Annotated in this window: 12 protein-coding genes; 10 read left to right on the forward strand and 2 right to left on the reverse strand. The window is 62.2% G+C overall.

What is annotated here, in order from left to right:
* Nucleotides 1-36: 36 nt before the first annotated feature.
* Nucleotides 37-1,101, forward strand: a complete 1,065-nt coding sequence (locus N436_RS03025; RefSeq protein ID WP_110740394.1) for an AI-2E family transporter — start codon at nt 37-39, stop codon at nt 1,099-1,101.
* Nucleotides 1,102-1,239: 138 nt separating this feature from the next.
* On the opposite strand, the gene phnX is transcribed toward N436_RS03025, so the two are convergent.
* Both phnX and N436_RS03035 read right to left on the reverse strand, forming a co-directional pair.
* Nucleotides 1,240-2,067, reverse strand: a complete 828-nt coding sequence (phnX, locus tag N436_RS03030) for a phosphonoacetaldehyde hydrolase (RefSeq protein WP_110740395.1) — start codon at nt 2,065-2,067, stop codon at nt 1,240-1,242.
* A 35-nt stretch (nt 2,068-2,102) separates the two neighbouring features.
* Entirely contained in the window at nt 2,103-3,209 is a 1,107-nt protein-coding gene (locus N436_RS03035; RefSeq protein ID WP_110740396.1) for a 2-aminoethylphosphonate--pyruvate transaminase, read from the reverse strand.
* 112 nt (nt 3,210-3,321) lie between these two features.
* Between N436_RS03035 and N436_RS03040 the strand changes: the two genes are divergently transcribed.
* The 9 genes from N436_RS03040 to N436_RS03080 all read left to right on the forward strand — a co-directional run bounded on the left by N436_RS03040 (nt 3,322) and on the right by N436_RS03080 (nt 20,192).
* Nucleotides 3,322-4,185 carry a LysR substrate-binding domain-containing protein gene (locus N436_RS03040; protein ID WP_110740397.1) on the forward strand — a complete coding sequence of 288 codons (864 nt, stop codon included), beginning with the start codon at nt 3,322-3,324 and terminating at the stop codon, nt 4,183-4,185.
* A gap of 57 nt (nt 4,186-4,242) precedes the next feature.
* Nucleotides 4,243-5,265 carry an AraC family transcriptional regulator gene (locus N436_RS03045; protein ID WP_105945153.1) on the forward strand — a complete coding sequence of 341 codons (1,023 nt, stop codon included), beginning with the start codon at nt 4,243-4,245 and terminating at the stop codon, nt 5,263-5,265.
* 77 nt (nt 5,266-5,342) lie between these two features.
* Nucleotides 5,343-9,863, forward strand: coding sequence for an NEL-type E3 ubiquitin ligase domain-containing protein (locus N436_RS03050; protein ID WP_110740398.1), 4,521 nt, complete (start codon nt 5,343-5,345; stop codon nt 9,861-9,863).
* A gap of 114 nt (nt 9,864-9,977) precedes the next feature.
* The gene (locus N436_RS03055) at nt 9,978-14,546 is read left to right on the forward strand and encodes an NEL-type E3 ubiquitin ligase domain-containing protein (RefSeq protein WP_110740399.1); all 4,569 of its coding nucleotides are present in this window, start codon (nt 9,978-9,980) and stop codon (nt 14,544-14,546) included.
* 90 nt (nt 14,547-14,636) lie between these two features.
* Nucleotides 14,637-16,283, forward strand: coding sequence for an AMP-binding protein (locus N436_RS03060; RefSeq protein ID WP_105945150.1), 1,647 nt, complete (start codon nt 14,637-14,639; stop codon nt 16,281-16,283).
* A 13-nt stretch (nt 16,284-16,296) separates the two neighbouring features.
* A complete protein-coding gene (locus tag N436_RS03065; RefSeq protein ID WP_105945149.1) occupies nt 16,297-17,064 on the forward strand; it encodes an SDR family NAD(P)-dependent oxidoreductase in 768 nt (255 codons plus the stop codon).
* A gap of 11 nt (nt 17,065-17,075) precedes the next feature.
* Nucleotides 17,076-18,269, forward strand: a complete 1,194-nt coding sequence (locus tag N436_RS03070; RefSeq protein ID WP_105945148.1) for an acetyl-CoA C-acyltransferase — start codon at nt 17,076-17,078, stop codon at nt 18,267-18,269.
* An 8-nt stretch (nt 18,270-18,277) separates the two neighbouring features.
* Nucleotides 18,278-19,405, forward strand: a complete 1,128-nt coding sequence (locus tag N436_RS03075) for an acyl-CoA dehydrogenase (RefSeq protein WP_105945147.1) — start codon at nt 18,278-18,280, stop codon at nt 19,403-19,405.
* A 13-nt stretch (nt 19,406-19,418) separates the two neighbouring features.
* A complete protein-coding gene (locus tag N436_RS03080; protein ID WP_110740400.1) occupies nt 19,419-20,192 on the forward strand; it encodes an enoyl-CoA hydratase in 774 nt (257 codons plus the stop codon).
* The last annotated feature ends 260 nt before the right edge of the window (nt 20,193-20,452 follow it).

Genomic DNA, 20,452 nt, shown 5'->3' on the forward strand with positions numbered 1-20,452 from the left:
CGCACTAATATCCCAGAAGCCATTCGAGGACCTGCGATGAACGAAGCTGCGCTACAGAACAAAGCCCTGGCGGTACTTTTGGCGCTGGTGACCATCGCCTTTTTCTGGATACTGCTTCCGTACTACGGTGCGATCTTCTGGGCGGTGATACTGGGCATTCTGTTTGCCCCGCTGCAGCGGCACCTGCTGATCCGCTTTGGGCGCAGGCGCAACCTGGCCGCAGCCACCACGACGCTGGTGTGCCTGCTGGTGGCGATCCTGCCAGTGATCATCACCAGTGCGCTGTTGGTGCAGGAGGGGGCCACGCTGTACCAGCGTATCGAAAGCGGGCAACTGGACATCGCCGGTTACGTCGAGCGCGGCAAGGACATGCTCCCGGCGTTCGCCCAGCATGGCCTGGACAACATGGGCATGGGCAACCTCGACGGGTTGCGCGAAAAAATCACCAAGTGGGCAACCCAGGGTAGCCAGGTATTGGCCAGCCAGGCGTTCAGCTTCGGTCAGGGTACGTTCGAGTTCGTGATCAGCTTTGGCATCATGATGTACCTGCTGTTCTTCTTCCTGAGAGAAGGGGCCGAGGTGGCCCGCCGTGTGCGCCTGGCCGTGCCACTGCCCGAACACCAGAAGCGCCGTTTGCAGCTGAAATTCAACCGGGTGGTGCGGGCGACGGTGAAAGGCAACGTGCTGGTGGCCATTACCCAAGGGGCGCTGGGCGGCTTCATCTTCTGGGTGCTGGATATCCCCAGTGCGCTGGTGTGGGCGGTGTTGATGGCGTTTCTGTCGCTGCTGCCAGCAGTGGGCGCTGGCATCGTCTGGGCGCCGGTTGCAGCGTATTTCCTGCTGACCGGGGCCATATTGCCGGGGGTGATCCTGACCGCGTTCGGTGTGCTGGTGATCGGCCTGGTGGACAACCTGTTGCGGCCGATCCTGGTGGGCAAGGACACGCGTATGCCGGACTACCTGATCCTGGTGTCGACGCTGGGTGGGCTGGCAGTGTTCGGGCTCAACGGCTTCGTAATCGGGCCATTGATTGCGGCGCTGTTCGTGTCCAGTTGGGCAATCTTTGCCTCGACCAAACCGCAGGTGCAGTTGCCGCAGTAAGGGCGCAAATGGGGCCGCTTTGCGGCCCATCGCCGGCAAGCCAGCTCCCACAGGTAATGCGCCAATCTTGAACGCTGCGCTGTCCCTGTGGGAGCTGGCTTGCCGGCGATGGGCTGCGAAGCAGCCCCACTGGCCATGTCAGGAGGCCTGCGGCATCTCGCCCTTGGCCAGGCGCCGGTTGATGTCGGCGATCACTTCGGGCAGCTCGTTGATGGTGTCGATCAGGTAGTGCGGGCGGGAGCTTGCGAACAGCGTGTGAATGCGCGTGCGCTCGCTTTCCAGCTTCTCGGCGCTCAGTGCCCGGTAGCCTTCCCAGGTCAGCCCCAGGGCATTGCCCGAGCACACCAGGGCCACGGTCCACATGCCGGCGCGGCGGCCTTCGAGAATGCCCGGCACGGTGTCGTCCACCTTCACGCAGGCCGCTACGTCGTCGATGCCAAGGGCAATCACGTTGGCCAAGGCCTGGGCTGGCCATGGGCGCCCGTTCGGGGTTTCATCGGTGGCTACCACGTGGTCGGCCACGTAGCCATTCTGCGCGGCCAGCTCCACCACCTTGTCCATCACCACTTTCGGGTAACCCGAGCAGGAGCCGATCTTCAGGCCGTCCTGGCGCAGGCCGGTCAAGGTTTCCAGGGCGCCAGGGATCAATGCCGAGTGCACGGCGATCTTCTCGATCTGCAGCGGCATGAAGCGGTTGTAGATGGCGGTGACATCATCGTCGGTGGGGGTGCGGCCGAACACCTTGCGGTAGCGCTCGGCAATTTCCGGTACGTCGCACAGGGTGCGGATGTGGTCCCATTTGCCCATGCCCATCGGGCCTCGGGCTTCCTCGATGGTCACTTGCACGTCGAATTCGGCGAACGCCTCGACGAAGATCTGGGTCGGCGCGAAGGAGCCGAAGTCGACCACGGTGCCGGCCCAGTCGAGGATGGCGGCTTGCAGCTGGGTAGGGTTGCTGTAGTTCATGTGCGCTAATTCCTGAATTCGGGTGGGCAAAGGGGTCAGATGTCCAGCACTTCCATTTCCCGCAGCACTTGGGCCACGGCATTCACGGCGGCTTGCATGCCGTCGGCTCCGACCACGCCGATGCAACCGACGCGGAAGGTTTCGACCTGGGTCAGCTTGCCCGGGTAAAGGATGAAACCCTTGGCCTTGACCCGCTCGTAGAAGTCTTTGAACTGGTAGCGGGCATCGTTGGGTGCATGGAACGTGACAATGATCGGCGCCTGGATCTCGGTCGGCAGGAAGCTGCGCAGGCCGATGGCAGCCATGCCGTCGAGCAGGGTCTTGCAGTTGTCGGCGTAGCGCTGGTGGCGCGCCGGCAGGCCGCCTTCCTCGTTGTATTGCTGCAGTGCTTCATGCAGGGCCGCGACCACGTGGGTGGGCGGTGTGAAGCGCCACTGGCCGGTCTTGGCCATGTAGGCGTGCTGGTCGTGAAGGTCCATGGCCAGCGAGTGGGCATTGCCTTCGGCGGCGGCCAGGGCTGCTTTTTCGGCGAAGACGAAGCCCATGCCGGGTACGCCTTCCAGGCACTTGCCGGAGGCGGCGATAAGTGCTTCGAAGGGGATTTCGCGGGCGTCGATTGGCAAGGCGCCGAACGAGCTCATGGCATCGATGATCAGGCGTTTGCCGTGGCGTTTGATGACCTGGGCGATTTCGGGCAGCGGGTTGAGGATGCCTGTGCTGGTTTCGCAGTGGATCAATGCCACGTGGGTCACGGCCGGGTCGGCAGCCAGCAGGCGGTCGACATCAGCGGCGGTAGTTGGCTGGTCTTCGGCGGTTTCGAAGGTGCTGTACGTGCGGCCCAGCACTTTGCAGATTTTCGCCAGACGCTGGCCGTAAGCGCCGTTGATAAGCACCAGAACCTTGCCATCGCGTGGCACCAGGGTGCCGATGGCCGCTTCCACGGCGAAGGTGCCGCTGCCTTGCAGGGGCACGCAGTGGTGGCTGGCGCTGCCGTCGATGATCGCCAGCAGCTGCTCGCACACGCTGGCCGTCAGTTGGTTGAAATCGCGGTCCCAGGAGCCCCAGTCCACCAGCATGGCTTGGCGGGTGCGGATTGATGTGGTCAGGGGACCTGGGGTCAGCAGAATCGGGGCGTTGCTCATTCCGTTATTCCTCACAAGCGGTGGGCTGAAACTACGGGGCCTAGGTTGCAATTCACGCTGCTATCAATCAAATTGTTTGTTGTTATCTCAGCTATAAGTCAGGCCGATAGAAATGAACCTGTTCCAGCTCCGCGCCTTCGACGCCGTGGCCCGTGAGGGCAGCTTTACCCGTGCCGCCGAGCGGCTGTTCATCAGCCAGCCGGCCGTGACCGGGCACGTCAAGGCACTGGAAGAGCACTACCAGATCACCTTGCTGCGGCGCACCGCACGGCGGGTGGAATTGACCGAAGAGGGCACCCGCCTGGCGGCCATCACCCGCGCCATGTTCGGCCTGGCCGAAGAGGCCCAGGCCATGCTCGAAGCCAACCGGCAGTTGCTGACCGGGCGCCTGGAGGTGGCGGCCGATGGCCCGCACCGGGTCATGCCCATGCTGGCGCAGCTGCGTGAGCGCTACCCCGGCATCACCGTCAACTTGCGGCTGGGCAATGCTCAGGAAACGCTGGCTGCGCTGTTGTCCGAGCACGCCGATGTGGCAGTGCTGACCGAGATCGAGCCGCGCAAGGGCCTGTACCTGCAGAACCTCTGCGAATCACACCTGTGTGCGTTGTTGCCTGCGGGGCATGGCTGGGCCCACGGCGACGGCGATTTGCCCCTGGCCGAACTGCACCAGCAGATCATGGTGCTGCGCGAGCCCAGCTCCACCACGCGGCGTACCTTCGACAAAGCCTGCATCAGGGCGGGCGTGCAGCCGCGTGTATTGCTGGAACTGGACAGCCGTGAGGCGGTGACCGAGGCGGTGGCTTCAGAGCTGGGTATTGGTGTTGTTTCTTCTACAGAAGTGGCCAATGATCCGCGGGTGGTGGCACGGCCATTGTCTGGCGAGGGCCTGGTCAACCAACACCTGATCGGTTGCCTGGAGCGCCGTCGCGAATTGCGCCTGATCCAGGCGTTCCTGGGCCTGGCGGTGGGGCTGTGATGGCTGTTTTCAGCAAGGCGGCCTAAGATGGCCGGCAACCCGCCGACAGGACCGTCGATGAGCGACAAAGACACTATTTCCATGCAGCTGGTGCGTGAAGCGCTGTTGCAGACCTGCCCCGCCGGTGAGCCCGATAGCGGCTTGCTGGCCCGGGCGGGCATTGCCGTTGAACACTTGCAGTTGCCAGAGGCGCGTGTCAGTGCAGAGTCCTATGCCCGGTTGTGGCGCCTGCTGGCACGTCGCTGCAACGACGAGTTCTTCGCCATGGACCCGCGTGGCCTGCGCAGTGGCAGCCTGGCGTTCATGTGCCGTGCCAGCATGGGCCAGCCGACCTTGGGCGCGGGCCTGGAAACCTCGTTGGCATTCCTTTCGCTGATGCTCCAGGACATGCAGCCCAGCCTGGTGCGCCAGGAAGGTTTGGCCGAGATTGTCATCAATGAGCCGCGTGACGAACCGCGCCGCGCGTTCACCTATTTCACGTTCTGGATGATCGTGCATGGGGTGGCATGCTGGCTGGCCGGGCGGCGTATCCCGATTCTAGCCATCGACCTGCGTTGTGCCGAGCCGCCATTTTGTGATGACTACCGTGTCATGTTCTCGCAAAACCTGCATTTTGAACGCCCGCGCACCCGCATGATCATTGCGGCGGACTGCCTCGACTTGCCGCTGCGGCGCAGTGAGGAGGAACTGCAGCGTTTTCTTGCCGAAGTGCCGGGCAACATCCTGGTCAAGTACCGTGACCCCGCCAGCCTGGCGCGGCGTATCCGCACCGACCTGCTGCACCTGGACCCTAACCGCTGGCTCGACAGCGACGCCTTGGCGCGGCAACTGTGCCTGTCGCCCTCTACGTTCCGGCGGCGCCTGGCAGAGGAGGGGCAGACCTACCAGGGGCTCAAGGACAGCGTACGTCGTGAGCTTGCCATTGCCTGGTTGAGCCAGGCGGAACCTGCCATGGGCGAGGTTGCCGCACGACTGGGCTTTGCCGACAGCAGTTCGTTCTACAAGGCGTTTCGCAAATGGTTTGGTTGCAACCCGGGCCACTATCGCGCATTGGTCCTGACGCGTGACGCAGCACACTGAGGGTTGAAGGCTTCCTGCTGCCGGGCACAGAGCAGGTTGAGCAGTGTAGCGGGGCGATCAACCTTCAGGAGGCCGACATGGCTGTGCCCCAGGAAAACCTCAAGCTCAAATACCTGGTCAATGACTTCATCGCCGAGCAACTGCCTGGCTGGCTGAAACAGGCTAAACCCGCTCAGATCCAGGTGTTGCAACAGCATGTGGCCTTGCACCTCGCGAGCCAGGCAACGGTCGCCCAGGTTGCGCAGCAGCTGCTGCCCTTGGACGGGTTCGCCAAAGGGATGCTCGAACACAGCCTGGAAAGCAGGTTTGGCGTTGTCGTGGACCTTGGTAGCGCCGTGTGGCGTGAAGTGCGAACCCGGGTCAACCGGCCAGGCTTTGAAGTGCTGCCGGGCAGCACGGTGCCAGATATCCAGCCTGTCACACACGATGAGCCTGCATTGCAGCGGTTGATGCGCAATTTCAAGGCTGGGCAATCATTCCAGGCCCCTACCGCGTTGCTGGCGTGCCAGCCGACAGAAGGTGATGCCGCACAGGTTGTTACCGAACGCATCGATGAGCTCGTCAGCCTGTGCCGTGAAGTTGATGTGGGTGCTGCTTATCAGCAGCACCTGGAGGCGCTATTGACTGCTTCATTCGAGGCGGTTCTGGCCACCGACAAACGCCTGGAGCTGGCCTTGGCCACGGAAATTTCAGCGCTCAAAGGGTCGCTTACCCCCGCCGACGTGAAGACGCTGCGCGAAATTGGCCAGGGCGCAACCGCCGTGCATGTGGGTACGCTTGCCGTGCAGGCCGCAGGTTTCGAGGTGCTCGGCATGCCCGTGGATGGCGTGCTGGTGTTCGAGCTGATCCAGCCACCACGCAACCAGAGCGAGGCCCAGTTCGGTGTTGTTGATCGCCTGAAAGGTATCATTGCGTACCTGCCAGATGACCATGAATGCCCGCTGCGACGTTTTGACGATTGGCATGCCATGAACCTCCACCTGGTCGGAGCGCTACGCAGCGCTGATTACCTTCGAGCGTTCGAACGTCGTCTGGCACTCAAGGATCGGGCGAACTTTCTGGTTTTGCTCAAGACACGTCTTGCGGACGACAAGCCAGACCTGGCTCCCGCCAGCGTGGTGATTTCACAGGATGTATTCAAGGCGTTTGCCGCCAGGCGTGTGCAACGCATCAAAGCGGATGCGCGGTTTCTCGCCGTGCCCACGGCCGAGGTGGATGCCAGGGCAGCGGCTGAACGCCTGCGCGCCCTTGAAAACGCGGGTTTGACCGTGCTGGGGCTGGCCGGCATGTTCGTGCCGGTGATTGGCGGGTTGATGTTGGCGAACCTGGCGGTGCAGATGCTCGATCATGTTTACGAAGGTGCGCGTGACTGGAGCCAGGGCCATCAGCACGAGGCCCTGCAGCATATGCTGGAGGTGGCGGCCTCGGCCTCCGTCACCGCGCTTGCCGGGGCTGCTGTCTGGGGCCTGCATGCAGCACACGGCGCGTTCGTGGAAACGCTCGAACCGATCATGACCGAAGGTGGCGCTCCGCGTTTATGGCGCAATGACCTGGCGCCTTACCGGGAGGCATCGCCGACACTGCCGTTGACTGAGCGTGATGATGGACTGTTCAGCAATGACCAGGGTGCATGGTGGTACCGCGACGGCGCGTATTACAAGGTCAAGGCAAATAGCGATGGGGCCTGGCGACTGGAACATCCTGACGACCCGAATGCATACGGCCCTCTGCTGCGTGGCAATGGCGAGCGCGGCTGGCTGCTAGCCTTCGACAGGCCACTGGAATGGAGCGGTGAGCCCCTGTTGCTGACCCGTCTGTGGCCCTCGGCCCGTGATCTGGCACCTGAGCGTGTGTCGCAGCTTTTGCAGGTTGCAGGTGTGGATGCCGACTTTCTGCGTGGCGTACTGGTGGAGCGGCGGCGCTTGCCCGTGGTACTGCGCGATACCCTGGAGCGTTTCGCGGTGGATGCCCGAAACGAGGCTTTTTTCCAGGGTGTACACCAAGGCCGGGCGGAGGATGCCGAGCGTTTGAACTGGTGTGTCGACAGGCTTGCGCTGCGGTCACGGCCATTGGCCGAGCAGATCACCACCCTTCGCGCGGCCACCCACAGCCTGCGCGAGGCCATGCTCGATCACTTTGCCGAACTGTATCTGCCGCAGGCCCCGGCCCTGGCAGTGCTGCAGCGAGATTTCCCTGGCTTGCCCAAGGCGTATGCGCTGGAGGTGCTCAAGCATGCCGATGACGACATGCGCGCGCTCATGATCAACCGGGCACGGCTACCACTGGCCCTGGCGCAACGAGCCAGGGCGTCGTTGCAGGAAGCGCGCCTGGCACGCACCCGTGAGGCGTTGTTCCTGCACGGCAGTTATCGGCCTGATGCGGTGGCCTTGGTGTTTGCCTTGTTGCGCAAGCACGGGCTGCGAGCTGAACAGATGAACCTGGTACTGCTCGAAGGCTCGGTGAGTGAGCAGGCGCGGGTGCGACTGTTCCCTGAAGGGCAAGGTGTGGCGCCGGCAATGCAGTTGGTCAGAAGCAGCGGCCGATTTACGGTGCGTGACGCGCAAGGTAATGATCGGATTGTGCGGCAACCCCAAGGCTTGTTCGAGGCACTGGAAGCAAGCCTTGGGCAAGCGTTTCTCAACGATCAGGGCTGGGTTGGCGACGATGTGCCTGGGCAAGTGCGCAAACAGCTGCAGGCCTGGCTGCCACGGCAGCGTACGGATGTGTTGGCGCTGTTGGGGTGGGGGGAGGCCAAAGCTGTTGCCTCCACCATGAAGCGCATGGCCGATGGTCGATTGGGTTACCCTTTGGGGGGCAGCCTGTCGGCATTCGAGCGGCCGGGGCAGGCCTTGCGCCGCCGTATCCGCGCTTTGTACCCAAGCTTTGACGAGGATGAAGTCGAGCGTTTCGTTCAGATCGTATCGAATCGCGGTCGTTCGGCAATGAGCAATCTTCTGCTGCAGGAACAGCAATACCAGCAGCTGGAGATGCATCTTCAGGATTGGGTGCAGGCCGCAGAAGAGCAGCAACAGCACCACAGGCGTGAAATCACCGCGGCGCTGCTGCGTGCCTGGCGGTTTGACGGGGAGCGCGTCGCCAATGCGCAGGGCCCAGGTTGGGGGACGCGCCTGTCGATCATGTCGGTGCCTGGGGGCGGATTGCCGACCTTGCCAGTCAACATCGACTTTTCCAATGTGCTCGACTTGTCACTCGTGGACATCCGCATGCCTGAACTGCCGCCAGGCTTTCTGGCCAGGTTCGCCCGTTTGCAGCGCCTGAACCTGAGCTACAACTTTCTGACAGCACTGCCTGATGGGTTGAGTGCTTTGACCCATTTACGGAGTTTAATCCTGCGGGGCAACCAGATCCGTATCCGGAGCAGCCAGGCAGGCCTGCCTTTGACGGTGACGCAACTGCGTATTCTGGACCTTAGTGGCAACAGCATTCGTGCCGCCTCATTGCCTGTGGGGCATTTGTTGCAATTACGCGAGTTGGGCTTGCAGCGCACAGGGCTGACAGCCTTACCTGCTGGCCTGGAACGTTGTGATCAGCTGGTTTATGCCGACCTGCGTCATAACCGGATTCGCCAATTGCCTGCCTCATGGGGGAGCAGGCCGTTGGCCTGGCGTAACGCTGTGGACCTCAGGGGCAACGCACTGGCGCTGTTGCCAGGAAACGTAACGCCGCCGGCAGCGGCCGGTGCCGAAAGTATCGGTGGGGATGCGTTGAGGGCACTGTGGTTGGCTACCGTGGCGCCAGCCGAACAAACCGCCAGGCAACTGCAGTGGAACCGATTGCGTGGGCTGGAGCGGGCAACGAGCTTTTTCTCGTTGCTGCAGGAAATGGCCGAAACCTCTGATTTTCGTGCGTTCCCGGCATACACCGGTGAGCGCGTATGGTCACTGGTAGAAGCGGCCAGCAGCGATGAGGCGGTGCGTGACGAGCTGTTCGAGCGGGCAGCAGACCCGCGCACCTGCCGGGACAACGCGTCCGAGGTTTTCAGCCAGCTGGTGGTGAGGATGCATGTGGCGCGGCTACGGCAGCGTGGCGCACCGCTTGCCACCCGTACGGATCGGCTTGAACTGGCTCAGCGTCTGTATCGGCTCGATCGGGTGGCTGCGATCGTTCGGGCCGATATGGAGGGCCGCTATGAAAGCGGTGAGTGGCAACGTGAAGACACCAACGAAGAGGTAGAGGTCGACATGGCCTACCTGTCTGGCCTCGCTGTGCGCCTGGACCTGCTGGGGCAACCTCGAAGCATGCTGTTCCAATCGTTGGCCGGGGTGACCCAGGCGCAGATCGATGCTGCATACACCCAAGTGCTGAATGCCGAGGCTACACCGGCCAGGGAGGCCTATATCAGCCAGCGTGACTTCTGGCTGGAATACCTGCGGCAGCGGTATGAAGAGCCGTTTGGCAAAATCGAGGATGCGTTCATCGACAAACTGCAGACGCTGGAAAGCGAAAAACCGACCTTGAACAGTGCCGAGTATGTGGCGCGGTCCGGGGAGTTGGCGGTGGCGCGTGAACAGGCCTTGCAGGCATTGGCCCTGCGCCTTACCCGGGAAGAGATGGGCCTGGCGGGGCAAGCCGATTGAAGGTCGGGCGTCAACGTTGGCACATGGGAGTACAACGGTAGTTCAGTTCCCTCTTATTGGGGCGGCCAAACAATGAAAGATTGGTCGGCCCATTTCAATAGGGCGGAGTGACCCATGCGTGAACGTAACCTGATACAGATCAAGACTGATGGCGATGAAAACGACCTTCCCTCCGTAGGTGAAGCCGAGGCGCGCCAGGCTGGCGATACCTTCATCCACAGACGAACGCCGCACTGGATCAAGGAGGCCTCGGTGGCGGACATCCGTACGTTGCGGGCCTTGGTTACCAGCCATAAAGCCAGCGAAGAAAGCGTGGCGGCGGCGACGGCCAGCGCCTTACCGCTGCACCAATTTGCGCTAAACACATTCTCTGCAGCACTGGCAGGTATTCTGCCTCGTGGGCAAACGCTGAGTACGCTGATGTGGCAGCGCAAGGTTCGCACGCTGGAAGGCTCGACGGTGCCTTGGCTGGAAACCGAGTATCAGATGGAGCCTGGGTTGTTGCGCTTGATGCAGAACTTCGCCCATGGCGTTACCCCACTGGAGGGCAGTGGGCTGGTGGCCCCAGGTACTACGACAGTGTTGTCCGGCGACCTGGAAACGTTGATCGACATTTGTCGCACGCTGGATGCAGGGGCCCAGTACCAGGCCTTGCTGGATAGCACCTTCACCACACATTCGGCGCTGCTGGTGAAGGACAAGCTGGAAGGATTCAAGCTGGCCGTGCACCTTGCGTTCCTGAAAAAGACGATTGATGGCGATGTGCGGCGGGCGCTGGAGGCTTACATCAGCAGCGTCGCTGCGGGCATACCTGGCCAGGCCTTGCCCGCTCAAGCAAGTGATGACCAGGCGTTGACGGCTTATCCAGGCTTGATGTCGATGCTGAAAGTGACTGTGCATGGGGCTTTGTTCATCCAGTTGCGTGGGGCCGAAGATGAAGACAAGGGCGTCGTCATTTACTTGTCGGGTGAGCAGGAAGACCCATTGCGCTGGTACCCCTCCACGCAGGATTGGGTCAAGGCCATGGCTATCTCGCTTCAGGATGAAACGAGGCAGGCGGCCCTCCTTCAATCAATAGCACTGGCAGACCGTGCCGCGTTCATCAAGACACTGCAGTTGCGGCTTGCGGATGAAGTACCGGACCTGGAAGTGGAGGGTGAGACCTATCACGACTCAGTGTTCCAACACTGGGTTGACGCGCAACTCACGCGCATGAAGGCAGACGCCGAACTGCTGTTGGTACCCACGTCAGCCGCCGATGCCAAGGCCAGTCGTGAACGGCTTGAACAATGGACTTCGCTGGGCTGGGGACTGACCAACCTGGCAGGGCTTACCGTGCCGGTCGTTGGTGCCTTGTTGTTGTCGCAGTTGGTGGTTCAGGTGTGTTCGCAGGTGTTCGAAGGTGCTGTGGACTGGGCCAAAGGGCATGATCACGAGGCACTGCAGCACGTCTTGGGTGTTGCCGAAACCGTCGCTGCAGCCGCTGCCATCGGCGGAGGGGTCGCCGCTACCCAAGCCGTTGCCAGTACTATCGCGCGTAGTGCTTTTGTCGATGGCCTGGCGCCAGTGACCACCGGCATCGACACTCAGCGGCTTTGGAACCCAGACCTCAGCCTCTACCGCACCCCGGCAGAAGGAGCCACGCTGGCCGACAACGGCCTTTACCGCGACGGTGAGCGGCATTTCGTGCGGCTCGATGGCCACTGTTATCAGGTGCATCGTACTGAGGTAAATGGCCCATGGCGTCTGCAGCATCCGCTTCGGCCCACGGCGTATGGGCCGATTGTGGTCGGTAATGGCGAGCGATCGTGGCATTTGCGCGAAGAGGTACCGCAGGCGTGGAGCGATGAAGCGAAGATGCTCGACCGGTTGTGGCCCCAAGCGCAACCTGTTGACCCATTGCGCGCCCGGCAGGTGCTGCAGGCCGCATGCAGCGACGCGGACGAGCTACGTGGCATTCTGGTTGAAAACCGTGCCTTGCCAGCCAACCTGCGCGATACGTTACGCAGGTTTGAGGCCGACGGGCGGGTTACCCGTTTCTTCGCCGAGCCAGCAGCTACTGCGTCGAAGTTCGAAGACCAGGACCTTCGTGCCTGGTGCACGCAACATCTGGCGCTTACCACTGTGGACTCAGACCAACTGAATGCCGCGTTCGAAGAGAACGCGACCCAGTTACGTCAAGCGCTGTTCACGCATTTGACCCAGGTTGACCCGCCTGCTGATACGGTTGCCCAGGTAATTCAGCGTGACTTTGCCGGTTTGCCGCCGGATTACCTCTCCGAGTTGGCCATAGCCTTGACCGCCCCCGAGCGGGAGGAAATCGAACTGCGGCGGCGGTTACCGCTGTCGGTGTCGAAAAAGGCCCGCTCACTGTTGCAGCTTGCCCGGCTCAGCCGTGCCCAGCAAGGGCTGATGCTGCGTCATGCCTATTGCGATGTAGCGGGTGAGCTGGCATTCCACCTGCTGCCTCGTGTTGATAACTGGGCGTATAGCGGACGCCTGGAGCTGCGGGAAAACACACCATCAGGCCGTTTGCTGGCGGTGCTCAATTCACAGGCAGCAGAAGCTGAACAGAAGATCCTGGTGCACAGCGAAGGGCAATTTGACCTCTATGACTACCGCGGCGTGCTGCTTGAAGATCAGGCTAGCGAGCCTGATGATTTCTTCCGGGCCATCTGCGCCTTGCTCTCAACGCCACAGCAAACCAGCCTTGGGCTGAGTGGTTGTCAATCTGCGGATAGCTTGCGACAAAGGCTGCTGAACACGTTGCCCGACAAGCGCCAGAAGCTGCTGAACGTGTTGGGTTGGATTGAAGACGAGGGTTGGGTCAATCCGGGGCAACGCCTGCCTGACGGCCGAGTGGGCTATCCATTGGGGGGGCGGGCTTCGACGGAATCAGGCATGTACCAGCGGTTACGTCGGCGGTTGTCTGCGCTCTACCGAGGTGACTCGCCAAGGCAACTGGATGAGCATGTGTACCGGATCATGCAAAGCAATGACCCGTTGGAAGCGCTGTTGTTCGAAGAGCGGAACTATGAGTTGCTCAATGCCAGGCTCGGTGAGTGGATTGCCGGGGCGCCAGAGCCTGAGCGACCGGCGCGTCAGCAACTGACGCAGCGGCTGCGTTCGGCCTGGCGCCGGCAGCTGGATATTGATACGGAGCATCATCCTGGCCGAGGCCACATCCTGGATATGAGTGGTTGCCGAGTGACCACGCTACCCGAAATGAGCGCCGAGCTCGACTTCCACTTTGTGACGTCCATCGTCATGGTCAATTCGTCAGTGCAAGCCGTGCCTGACGCGTTCTTCGTTTGCTTCAGGAGTTTGCGTCGGCTCAACCTGTCGAGAAACAACCTGCAGACACTGCCGGAGGGTATCAGGCACCTCACGCAGTTGGAGAGGTTGCAACTGTCCTACAACCGTATCCGCCTGGATGAGCAGGCAACCAATACCTTGGGTGAGCTCCCCCAGATAATTTCACTGGACTTGAGCTTCAACCCTTTGCGTGCACTGACGCTGCGCTTCGCCCAGGTGCCGGCATTGAGGCGGCTGCATCTGATTCATTGTGGCTTGCACGAATGGCCAGTCGGGCTGGAGCATTGCGGATCGTTACGTGTCGTGAACCTGAGCTCGAATGTACTCACCAGCGTTCCCGACGCAATCGTGAGCATGCCCTATACATTCCGTGCCGCCATCAACCTGGATCGTAATGCTATCCCAAGGCTCCAGCTGGAGCGTTTGTACGCACGTGCACCGCATCGTACACATGACCCATTCGTCATGCCCGGCGAACTGCTGTCCACCCGCAGGGCGTGGATGACGGATGAGCGTGCAGAAGAGCGCGGTGCACTATGGAGCCGACTGTTTCCTGCATCGAGCGGCGACCAGCAGGAAGACAGCCTTTTACAAATCCTGAACAAGCTGCAAGAGAGCGCCGATTTTCGCAACAAGGCGCAACGCGAAGTCCTTACCGCACAAGTGTGGAACATGTTGGACGCCATGGATGCCGACCCCGAGCTGGCGCTACAGATACGTGGGATTGCCAGCCAGCCGGTCACCTGCGCGGACAGTGTGGCCGAGCGCTTTGCAGGGCTGCAGGTACAGGTGCTGGTAGCTCAGGCTGAAAAGTCGGCGCCAGGCAACGGGGATGAGCTTCTGAAGCTGGGGGCGGGGTTGTTTCGCCTGGACAAGCTCGAGGCGTTTATTCGTGAAGACCTGGAAGCCCGTGCCAAGTCGGAACCTGATCTGGACCTGATCGAAGCTCGGCTCTACTACATCGTCAACCTGGCCAAGGAAATGCAGTTGCCAGGGCAACCCGGTTCGATGAGGTTTGCCACCTACAGCAGAGGCACTGAAAGCATGTTGGTCAAGGCACGGGCCTCTATCAAGGCGGCTGAAACGAACGAGGCAAAGGCGGGTTTCCTCAGCGAGCAGACATTCTGGAGCAAGTGGCTGCAAGCGCAGTACCCGGCTGACTTCAAGGCAATCCATGATGAATATGACGACCTGGGCAGTGAGCTGGACGATCTGCGTGACACGCTGAGCGACCAGCTGTATCGCGAGCGGTGGGAGGCATTGAGTAACGCCAAAGCCGCGCAGCTGTCCTGGCTGAAGCAAGTGCTGACAAAGCCCTTGCTGGGCCGGGCCGAACCTGCGGACGGCCAAACCGGTCATCCAGTTTGACAATTTAGGCCATTGCCGCCGCGCTTGAGCGGCGCGAACATCGTTGGACCGATGGTTTAACTCCAAAAACAAGAAACCAGGAGTCTGACGATGCGCGATTACGCCGAGGCCGCCCGTGCGTTCGACCATGCCAAGGCCGCTACGGCGGCATTGCATGGCCACCTCGAAGCCCTCAATGCCTGTGTCGAATGTTGTGATCGGCATGCCGGAAACGGCAAGCTGGCGCTGATTTACGAAGACCGCGATGGCAACAGCGCGCGCTACAGCTTCGATCAGCTCAAGGCGCAGGCAGCCCGGTTTGCCAATGTGCTCAAGGTGCAGGGGGTGGGGGCCGGAGACCGGGTGGCCGGGTTGATGCCGCGCACGCCCGAACTGCTGGTCACCATCCTCGCCACCTGGCGCCTGGGGGCGGTTTACCAGCCGTTGTTCACGGCGTTCGGCCCCAAGGCCATCGAGCACCGGCTTGAGCAATCCCAAGCCCGAGTGGTCATCACCGACAGCCAGAACCGCGCCAAGCTGGACGATGTGCAGGCCTGTCCGACCATCATCACCGTCAGGGCCCGTAGCGGTGAGCTGGACTTCCAGCAATGCCTGGAGCGCGCAGCGGATGCCTGCGAGCCGGTGATGCGCTCGGGCAACGATCCGTTCCTGCTGATGTTCACCTCCGGAACCACCGGCCCGGCGAAACCACTGGAAGTACCGCTGCGGGCCATTGTCGCGTTCCAGGGCTACATGCGCGATGCCATTGAACTGCTTCCGGAGGACAACTTCTGGAACCTGGCCGACCCGGGTTGGGCGTACGGCCTGTATTACGCTGTTACCGGCCCGTTGTCGCTGGGGCACGCCACCACCTTCTACGATGGCCCGTTCAGTGTTGAAAGCTGCGCCCGGGTGATCGACAAGCTGGGCATCACCAACCTGGCCGGCTCGCCTACCGCGTACCGTTTGCTGATTGCTGCGGGCAATGAGTTCTCGGCGCCGGTCAAGGGCCGCCTGCGGGTGGTCAGCAGTGCTGGCGAACCGCTTAATCCGGAAGTGATCCGTTGGTTCTCCGACGAACTGGGCGTGACCATTCACGATCACTACGGCCAGACCGAGCTGGGCATGGTGCTGTGCAACCACCATGGTTTGAAGCACCCGGTGCACCTGGGCTCGGCCGGCTTTGCCATCCCTGGCCACCGCATCGTGGTGGTGGACGAGCAGGGTAACGAACTGCCGGCCGGCCAACCGGGCATCCTTGCTGTCGACCGTGAGCAATCACCGTTGTGCTGGTTCGGTGGCTACCACGGCCTGCCGACCAAGTCCTTCATTGACAAATACTACCTCAGCGGCGACACCGTCGAGCTGAACCAGGACGGCAGCATCAGCTTCGTTGGCCGCAGCGATGATGTGATCACCACCTCCGGTTACCGGGTTGGCCCGTTCGATGTGGAGAGCGCGCTGATCGAGCACCCGGCGGTGATCGAGGCGGCGGTGATCGGCAAGCCCGACCCGGAGCGCACCGAGCTGATCAAAGCGTTCGTGGTATTGGCCAGTGGCTGCAACGGTAGTGTCGAGCTGGAAGAAACCTTGCGTCAGCACGTACGCCAGCGGCTGTACGCGCATGCCTACCCCAGAGAAATCGAATTCGTCAGCGAGCTGCCCAAAACCCCGAGCGGCAAGCTGCAACGCTTCATCCTGCGTAACCAGGAAGTCGCCAAACAAAACGCGCAACAGGCCACCCCTGCCAGCGCCTGAAAGGAAACCGATCATGCAGATAGCCAACAAACACTTCATCGTCAGCGGCGCCGCCTCCGGGCTGGGTGCCGCGACCGCGCAGATGCTGGTCGAGGCCGGCGCCAAGGTCATGCTGGTCGACCTCAATGCCCAGGCTGTCGAGGCCAAGGCCCGGGAGCTGGGTGACAACGCCCGTTTCGCCGTGGCTGACATCAGTGACGAGCAGGCGGCCCAAGCGGCTGTCGATGCGGCTGTCAGCAGCTTTGGCAGCCTGCATGGGCTGGTCAACTGCGCTGGCATCGTCGGTGCGGAGAAGGTGCTGGGCAAGCAGGGGCCTCATGGCCTGGCCAGCTTCGCCAAGGTCATCAACGTCAACCTGGTCGGCAGTTTCAACCTGCTGCGACTGGCTGCGGCGGCCATGGCCGAAGGGGCTGCCGATGAGGGTGGGGAGCGTGGCGTGATCATCAACACGGCGTCGATTGCCGCCTATGACGGGCAGATTGGCCAGGCCGCCTATGCCGCATCCAAGGGCGCCATCGCCAGCCTGACCTTGCCGACCGCCCGTGAGCTGGCGCGCTTTGGCATCCGCGTGATGACCATTGCCCCGGGCATCTTCGAAACACCGATGATGGCCGGCATGACCGAAGAGGTGCGTGCTTCGCTGGCGGCCGGTGTGCCATTCCCGCCACGCCTGGGCCGCCCACAGGAATTCGCTGCACTGGCCCGTCACATCATCGAGAACAGCATGCTCAACGGCGAGGTGATCCGCCTCGACGGCGCACTGCGCATGGCAGCCAAGTAAGGAGAGCGAACATGACCCTCGCCAATGACCCGATCGTAATCGTCAGCGCCGTGCGCACGCCCATGGGCGGCCTGCAGGGCGACCTTAAAAGCCTGACCGCGCCACAACTGGGCAGCGCGGCCATTCGCGGCGCCGTGGAGCGCGCCGGCATCGACGCTGCCAGCGTCGAGCAGGTGCTGTTCGGCTGCGTGCTGCCTGCCGGCCAGGGCCAGGCACCGGCGCGTCAGGCGGCGCTGGGCGCCGGGCTGGACAAGCACACCACCTGCACCACCCTGAACAAGATGTGTGGCTCGGGCATGCAAGCCGCGATCATGGCTCATGACCTGCTGCTGGCCGGTACCGCAGACGTGGTGGTAGCGGGTGGCATGGAGAGCATGACCAACGCCCCCTACCTGCTGGACAAGGCCCGTGGCGGATACCGCATGGGCCACGGCAAGATCATCGACCACATGTTCATGGACGGCCTTGAAGACGCCTACGACAAAGGCCGCCTGATGGGCACTTTCGCCGAGGACTGCGCCCAGGCCAATGCCTTCAGCCGCGAAGCCCAGGACCAGTTCGCCATCGCCTCGCTGACCCGTGCCCAGGACGCGATCAAGAGCGGCCGCTTTGCCGCCGAGATCGTGCCGGTGGAAGTTACCGAGGGTAAGGAAAAACGCGTCATCAAGGATGACGAGCAGCCGCCCAAGGCGCGCCTGGACAAGATCCCGCAGCTCAAGCCTGCCTTCCGCGAAGGCGGCACGGTGACGGCAGCCAACGCCAGCTCGATTTCCGATGGCGCTGCCGCGCTGGTGCTGATGCGCCGCTCCGAAGCCGAGAAACGTGGCCTCAAGCCGCTGGCGGTGATCCATGGCCACGCCGCATTCGCCGACACCCCGGCGCTGTTCCCGACCGCGCCGATCGGGGCCATCGACAAACTGATGAAACGCACCGGCTGGAACCTGGCCGAGGTCGACCTGTTCGAAATCAACGAGGCCTTCGCGGTGGTCACCCTGGCGGCCATGAAGCACCTCGACCTGCCCCACGACAAGGTCAACATTCACGGCGGCGCCTGCGCCCTGGGTCACCCGATCGGTGCTTCTGGCGCGCGCATTCTGGTCACCCTGCTGTCAGCCCTGCGCCAGAACAACCTGCGTCGGGGTGTAGCGGCCATCTGCATTGGCGGCGGCGAAGCGACGGCCATGGCTGTCGAATGCCTGTACTGAGGTGAACCATGCTGGTAACTGACGAGCAACAACAGATCGCCGACGCCGTGCGCGCTTTCGCCCAGGAGCGCCTGAAACCGTTTGCCGAACAGTGGGACAAGGAACACCGTTTTCCGAAAGAGGCCATCGACGAGATGGCCGAGCTTGGCCTGTTCGGCATGCTGGTGCCGGAACAGTGGGGTGGCAGCGATACCGGTTATGTGGCCTATGCCATGGCCCTGGAAGAGATCGCTGCCGGTGATGGCGCCTGCTCGACCATCATGAGCGTGCACAATTCGGTAGGTTGCGTGCCGATTCTGCGTTTTGGCAGCGAGCAGCAAAAAGAGCAGTTTCTCACCCCCTTGGCCACGGGGGCGATGCTCGGTGCCTTCGCCCTGACCGAACCGCAGGCAGGCTCTGATGCCAGCAGCCTGAAAGCCCGTGCAAAGCTTGATGGCGACCACTACGTGCTCAACGGCAGCAAGCAGTTCATCACCTCTGGGCAAAACGCCGGGGTAGTGATCGTGTTTGCCGTGACCGACCCGGACGCCGGCAAGCGTGGCATCAGCGCCTTCATCGTGCCGACCGATTCGCCGGGCTACCAGGTGGCACGGGTCGAGGACAAACTTGGCCAGCATGCCTCCGACACTTGCCAGATCGTTTTCGACAATGTGCATGTGCCCGTGGCCAACCGCCTGGGCGCGGAGGGCGAAGGCTACAAGATCGCCCTGGCCAACCTTGAGGGTGGTCGCATCGGTATTGCTTCGCAGGCTGTGGGTATGGCCCGCGCCGCATTCGAAGTGGCCCGCGACTATGCCAACGAACGGCAAAGCTTCGGCAAGGCGCTGATCGAGCATCAGGCCGTGGCGTTCCGCCTGGCCGACATGGCCACGAAAATTGCCGTAGCCAGGCAGATGGTGCTGCACGCCGCCGCGCTGCGTGATGCCGGGCGCCCAGCGCTGGTGGAAGCGTCGATGGCCAAGCTGTTTGCCTCGGAAATGGCCGAAAAGGTCTGTTCGGATGCCTTGCAGACCCTGGGCGGTTATGGCTATCTGAGTGACTTCCCGCTGGAGCGGATTTACCGAGACGTTCGGGTTTGCCAGATCTACGAAGGCACCAGCGACATTCAGCGCATGGTCATTGCGCGCAATCTTTGAAGGAGCAGACTGCATGGCATTCGAAACCATCCTGTTGGACATCCACGGCAAGGTCGGCCTGATCACCCTCAACCGCCCGCAGGCGCTCAATGCGCTGAACGCGCAGATTGTCGGTGAAATCAACCAGGCCCTGGACCAGCTAGAGCGTGACCCGAACATCGGCTGCGTGGTGCTGACAGGTTCGGCCAAGGCCTTTGCCGCTGGCGCCGACATCAAGGAAATGGCCGAGCTGCAATACCCGCAGATCTACGTTGACGACCTGTTCAGCGATGCCGACCGTATTGCCAACCGCCGCAAGCCGATCATTGCTGCGGTGTCTGGTTTTGCTCTGGGCGGTGGCTGCGAGCTGGCGATGATGTGTGATTTTATCCTGGCCGCCGACAACGCCAGGTTCGGCCAGCCGGAAATCAACCTCGGCGTGTTGCCGGGCATGGGCGGTACCCAGCGCCTGACCCGTGCGGTGGGCAAGGCCAAGGCCATGGAACTGTGCCTGACTGGCCGCCTGATGGGCGCCGAAGAGGCCGAGCGTGCTGGCCTGGTGGCGCGGATTGTGCCGCAGGCGGAGTTGGTGGAAGAGGCGCTGAAGGTGGCGGCGACCATTGCCAGCAAATCGATCCCGGTGAGCATGATGGTCAAGGAAAGCGTCAACCGGGCGTTTGAAGTTACCCTTAGTGAGGGTGTGCGCTTTGAACGTCGAGTGTTCCATGCGGCCTTCTCCACTGAAGACCAGAAAGAAGGCATGGCTGCGTTCATCGCCAAGCGCGAGGCGCAGTTCAAGGATCGTTGATCAGACTCGGCGTTGCCGTTGCCGTTGCCGTTGCCGTTGCCGTTGCCGTTGCCGTTGCCGTTGCCGTTGCCGTTGCTTTTGCTTTTGCTTTTGCTTCTAAGCGCGCGATAGTTCAGGCAACGCCGATTGCGACTTCAGGAGGCCGAGCGAAGGGCTTGCGGAGGGAGGTGACGGGCATGGATGCCCGTCAAGCGCTGGGCCCCAGGATGGGGCCTGCAGCGCGGTCCTCCCGGGAGCAAGCCCGTAGCGAGGGAACCCCG

This window comes from Pseudomonas sp. RV120224-01b (assembly GCF_003208145.1).
Lineage (GTDB): Bacteria > Pseudomonadota > Gammaproteobacteria > Pseudomonadales > Pseudomonadaceae > Aquipseudomonas > Aquipseudomonas monteilii.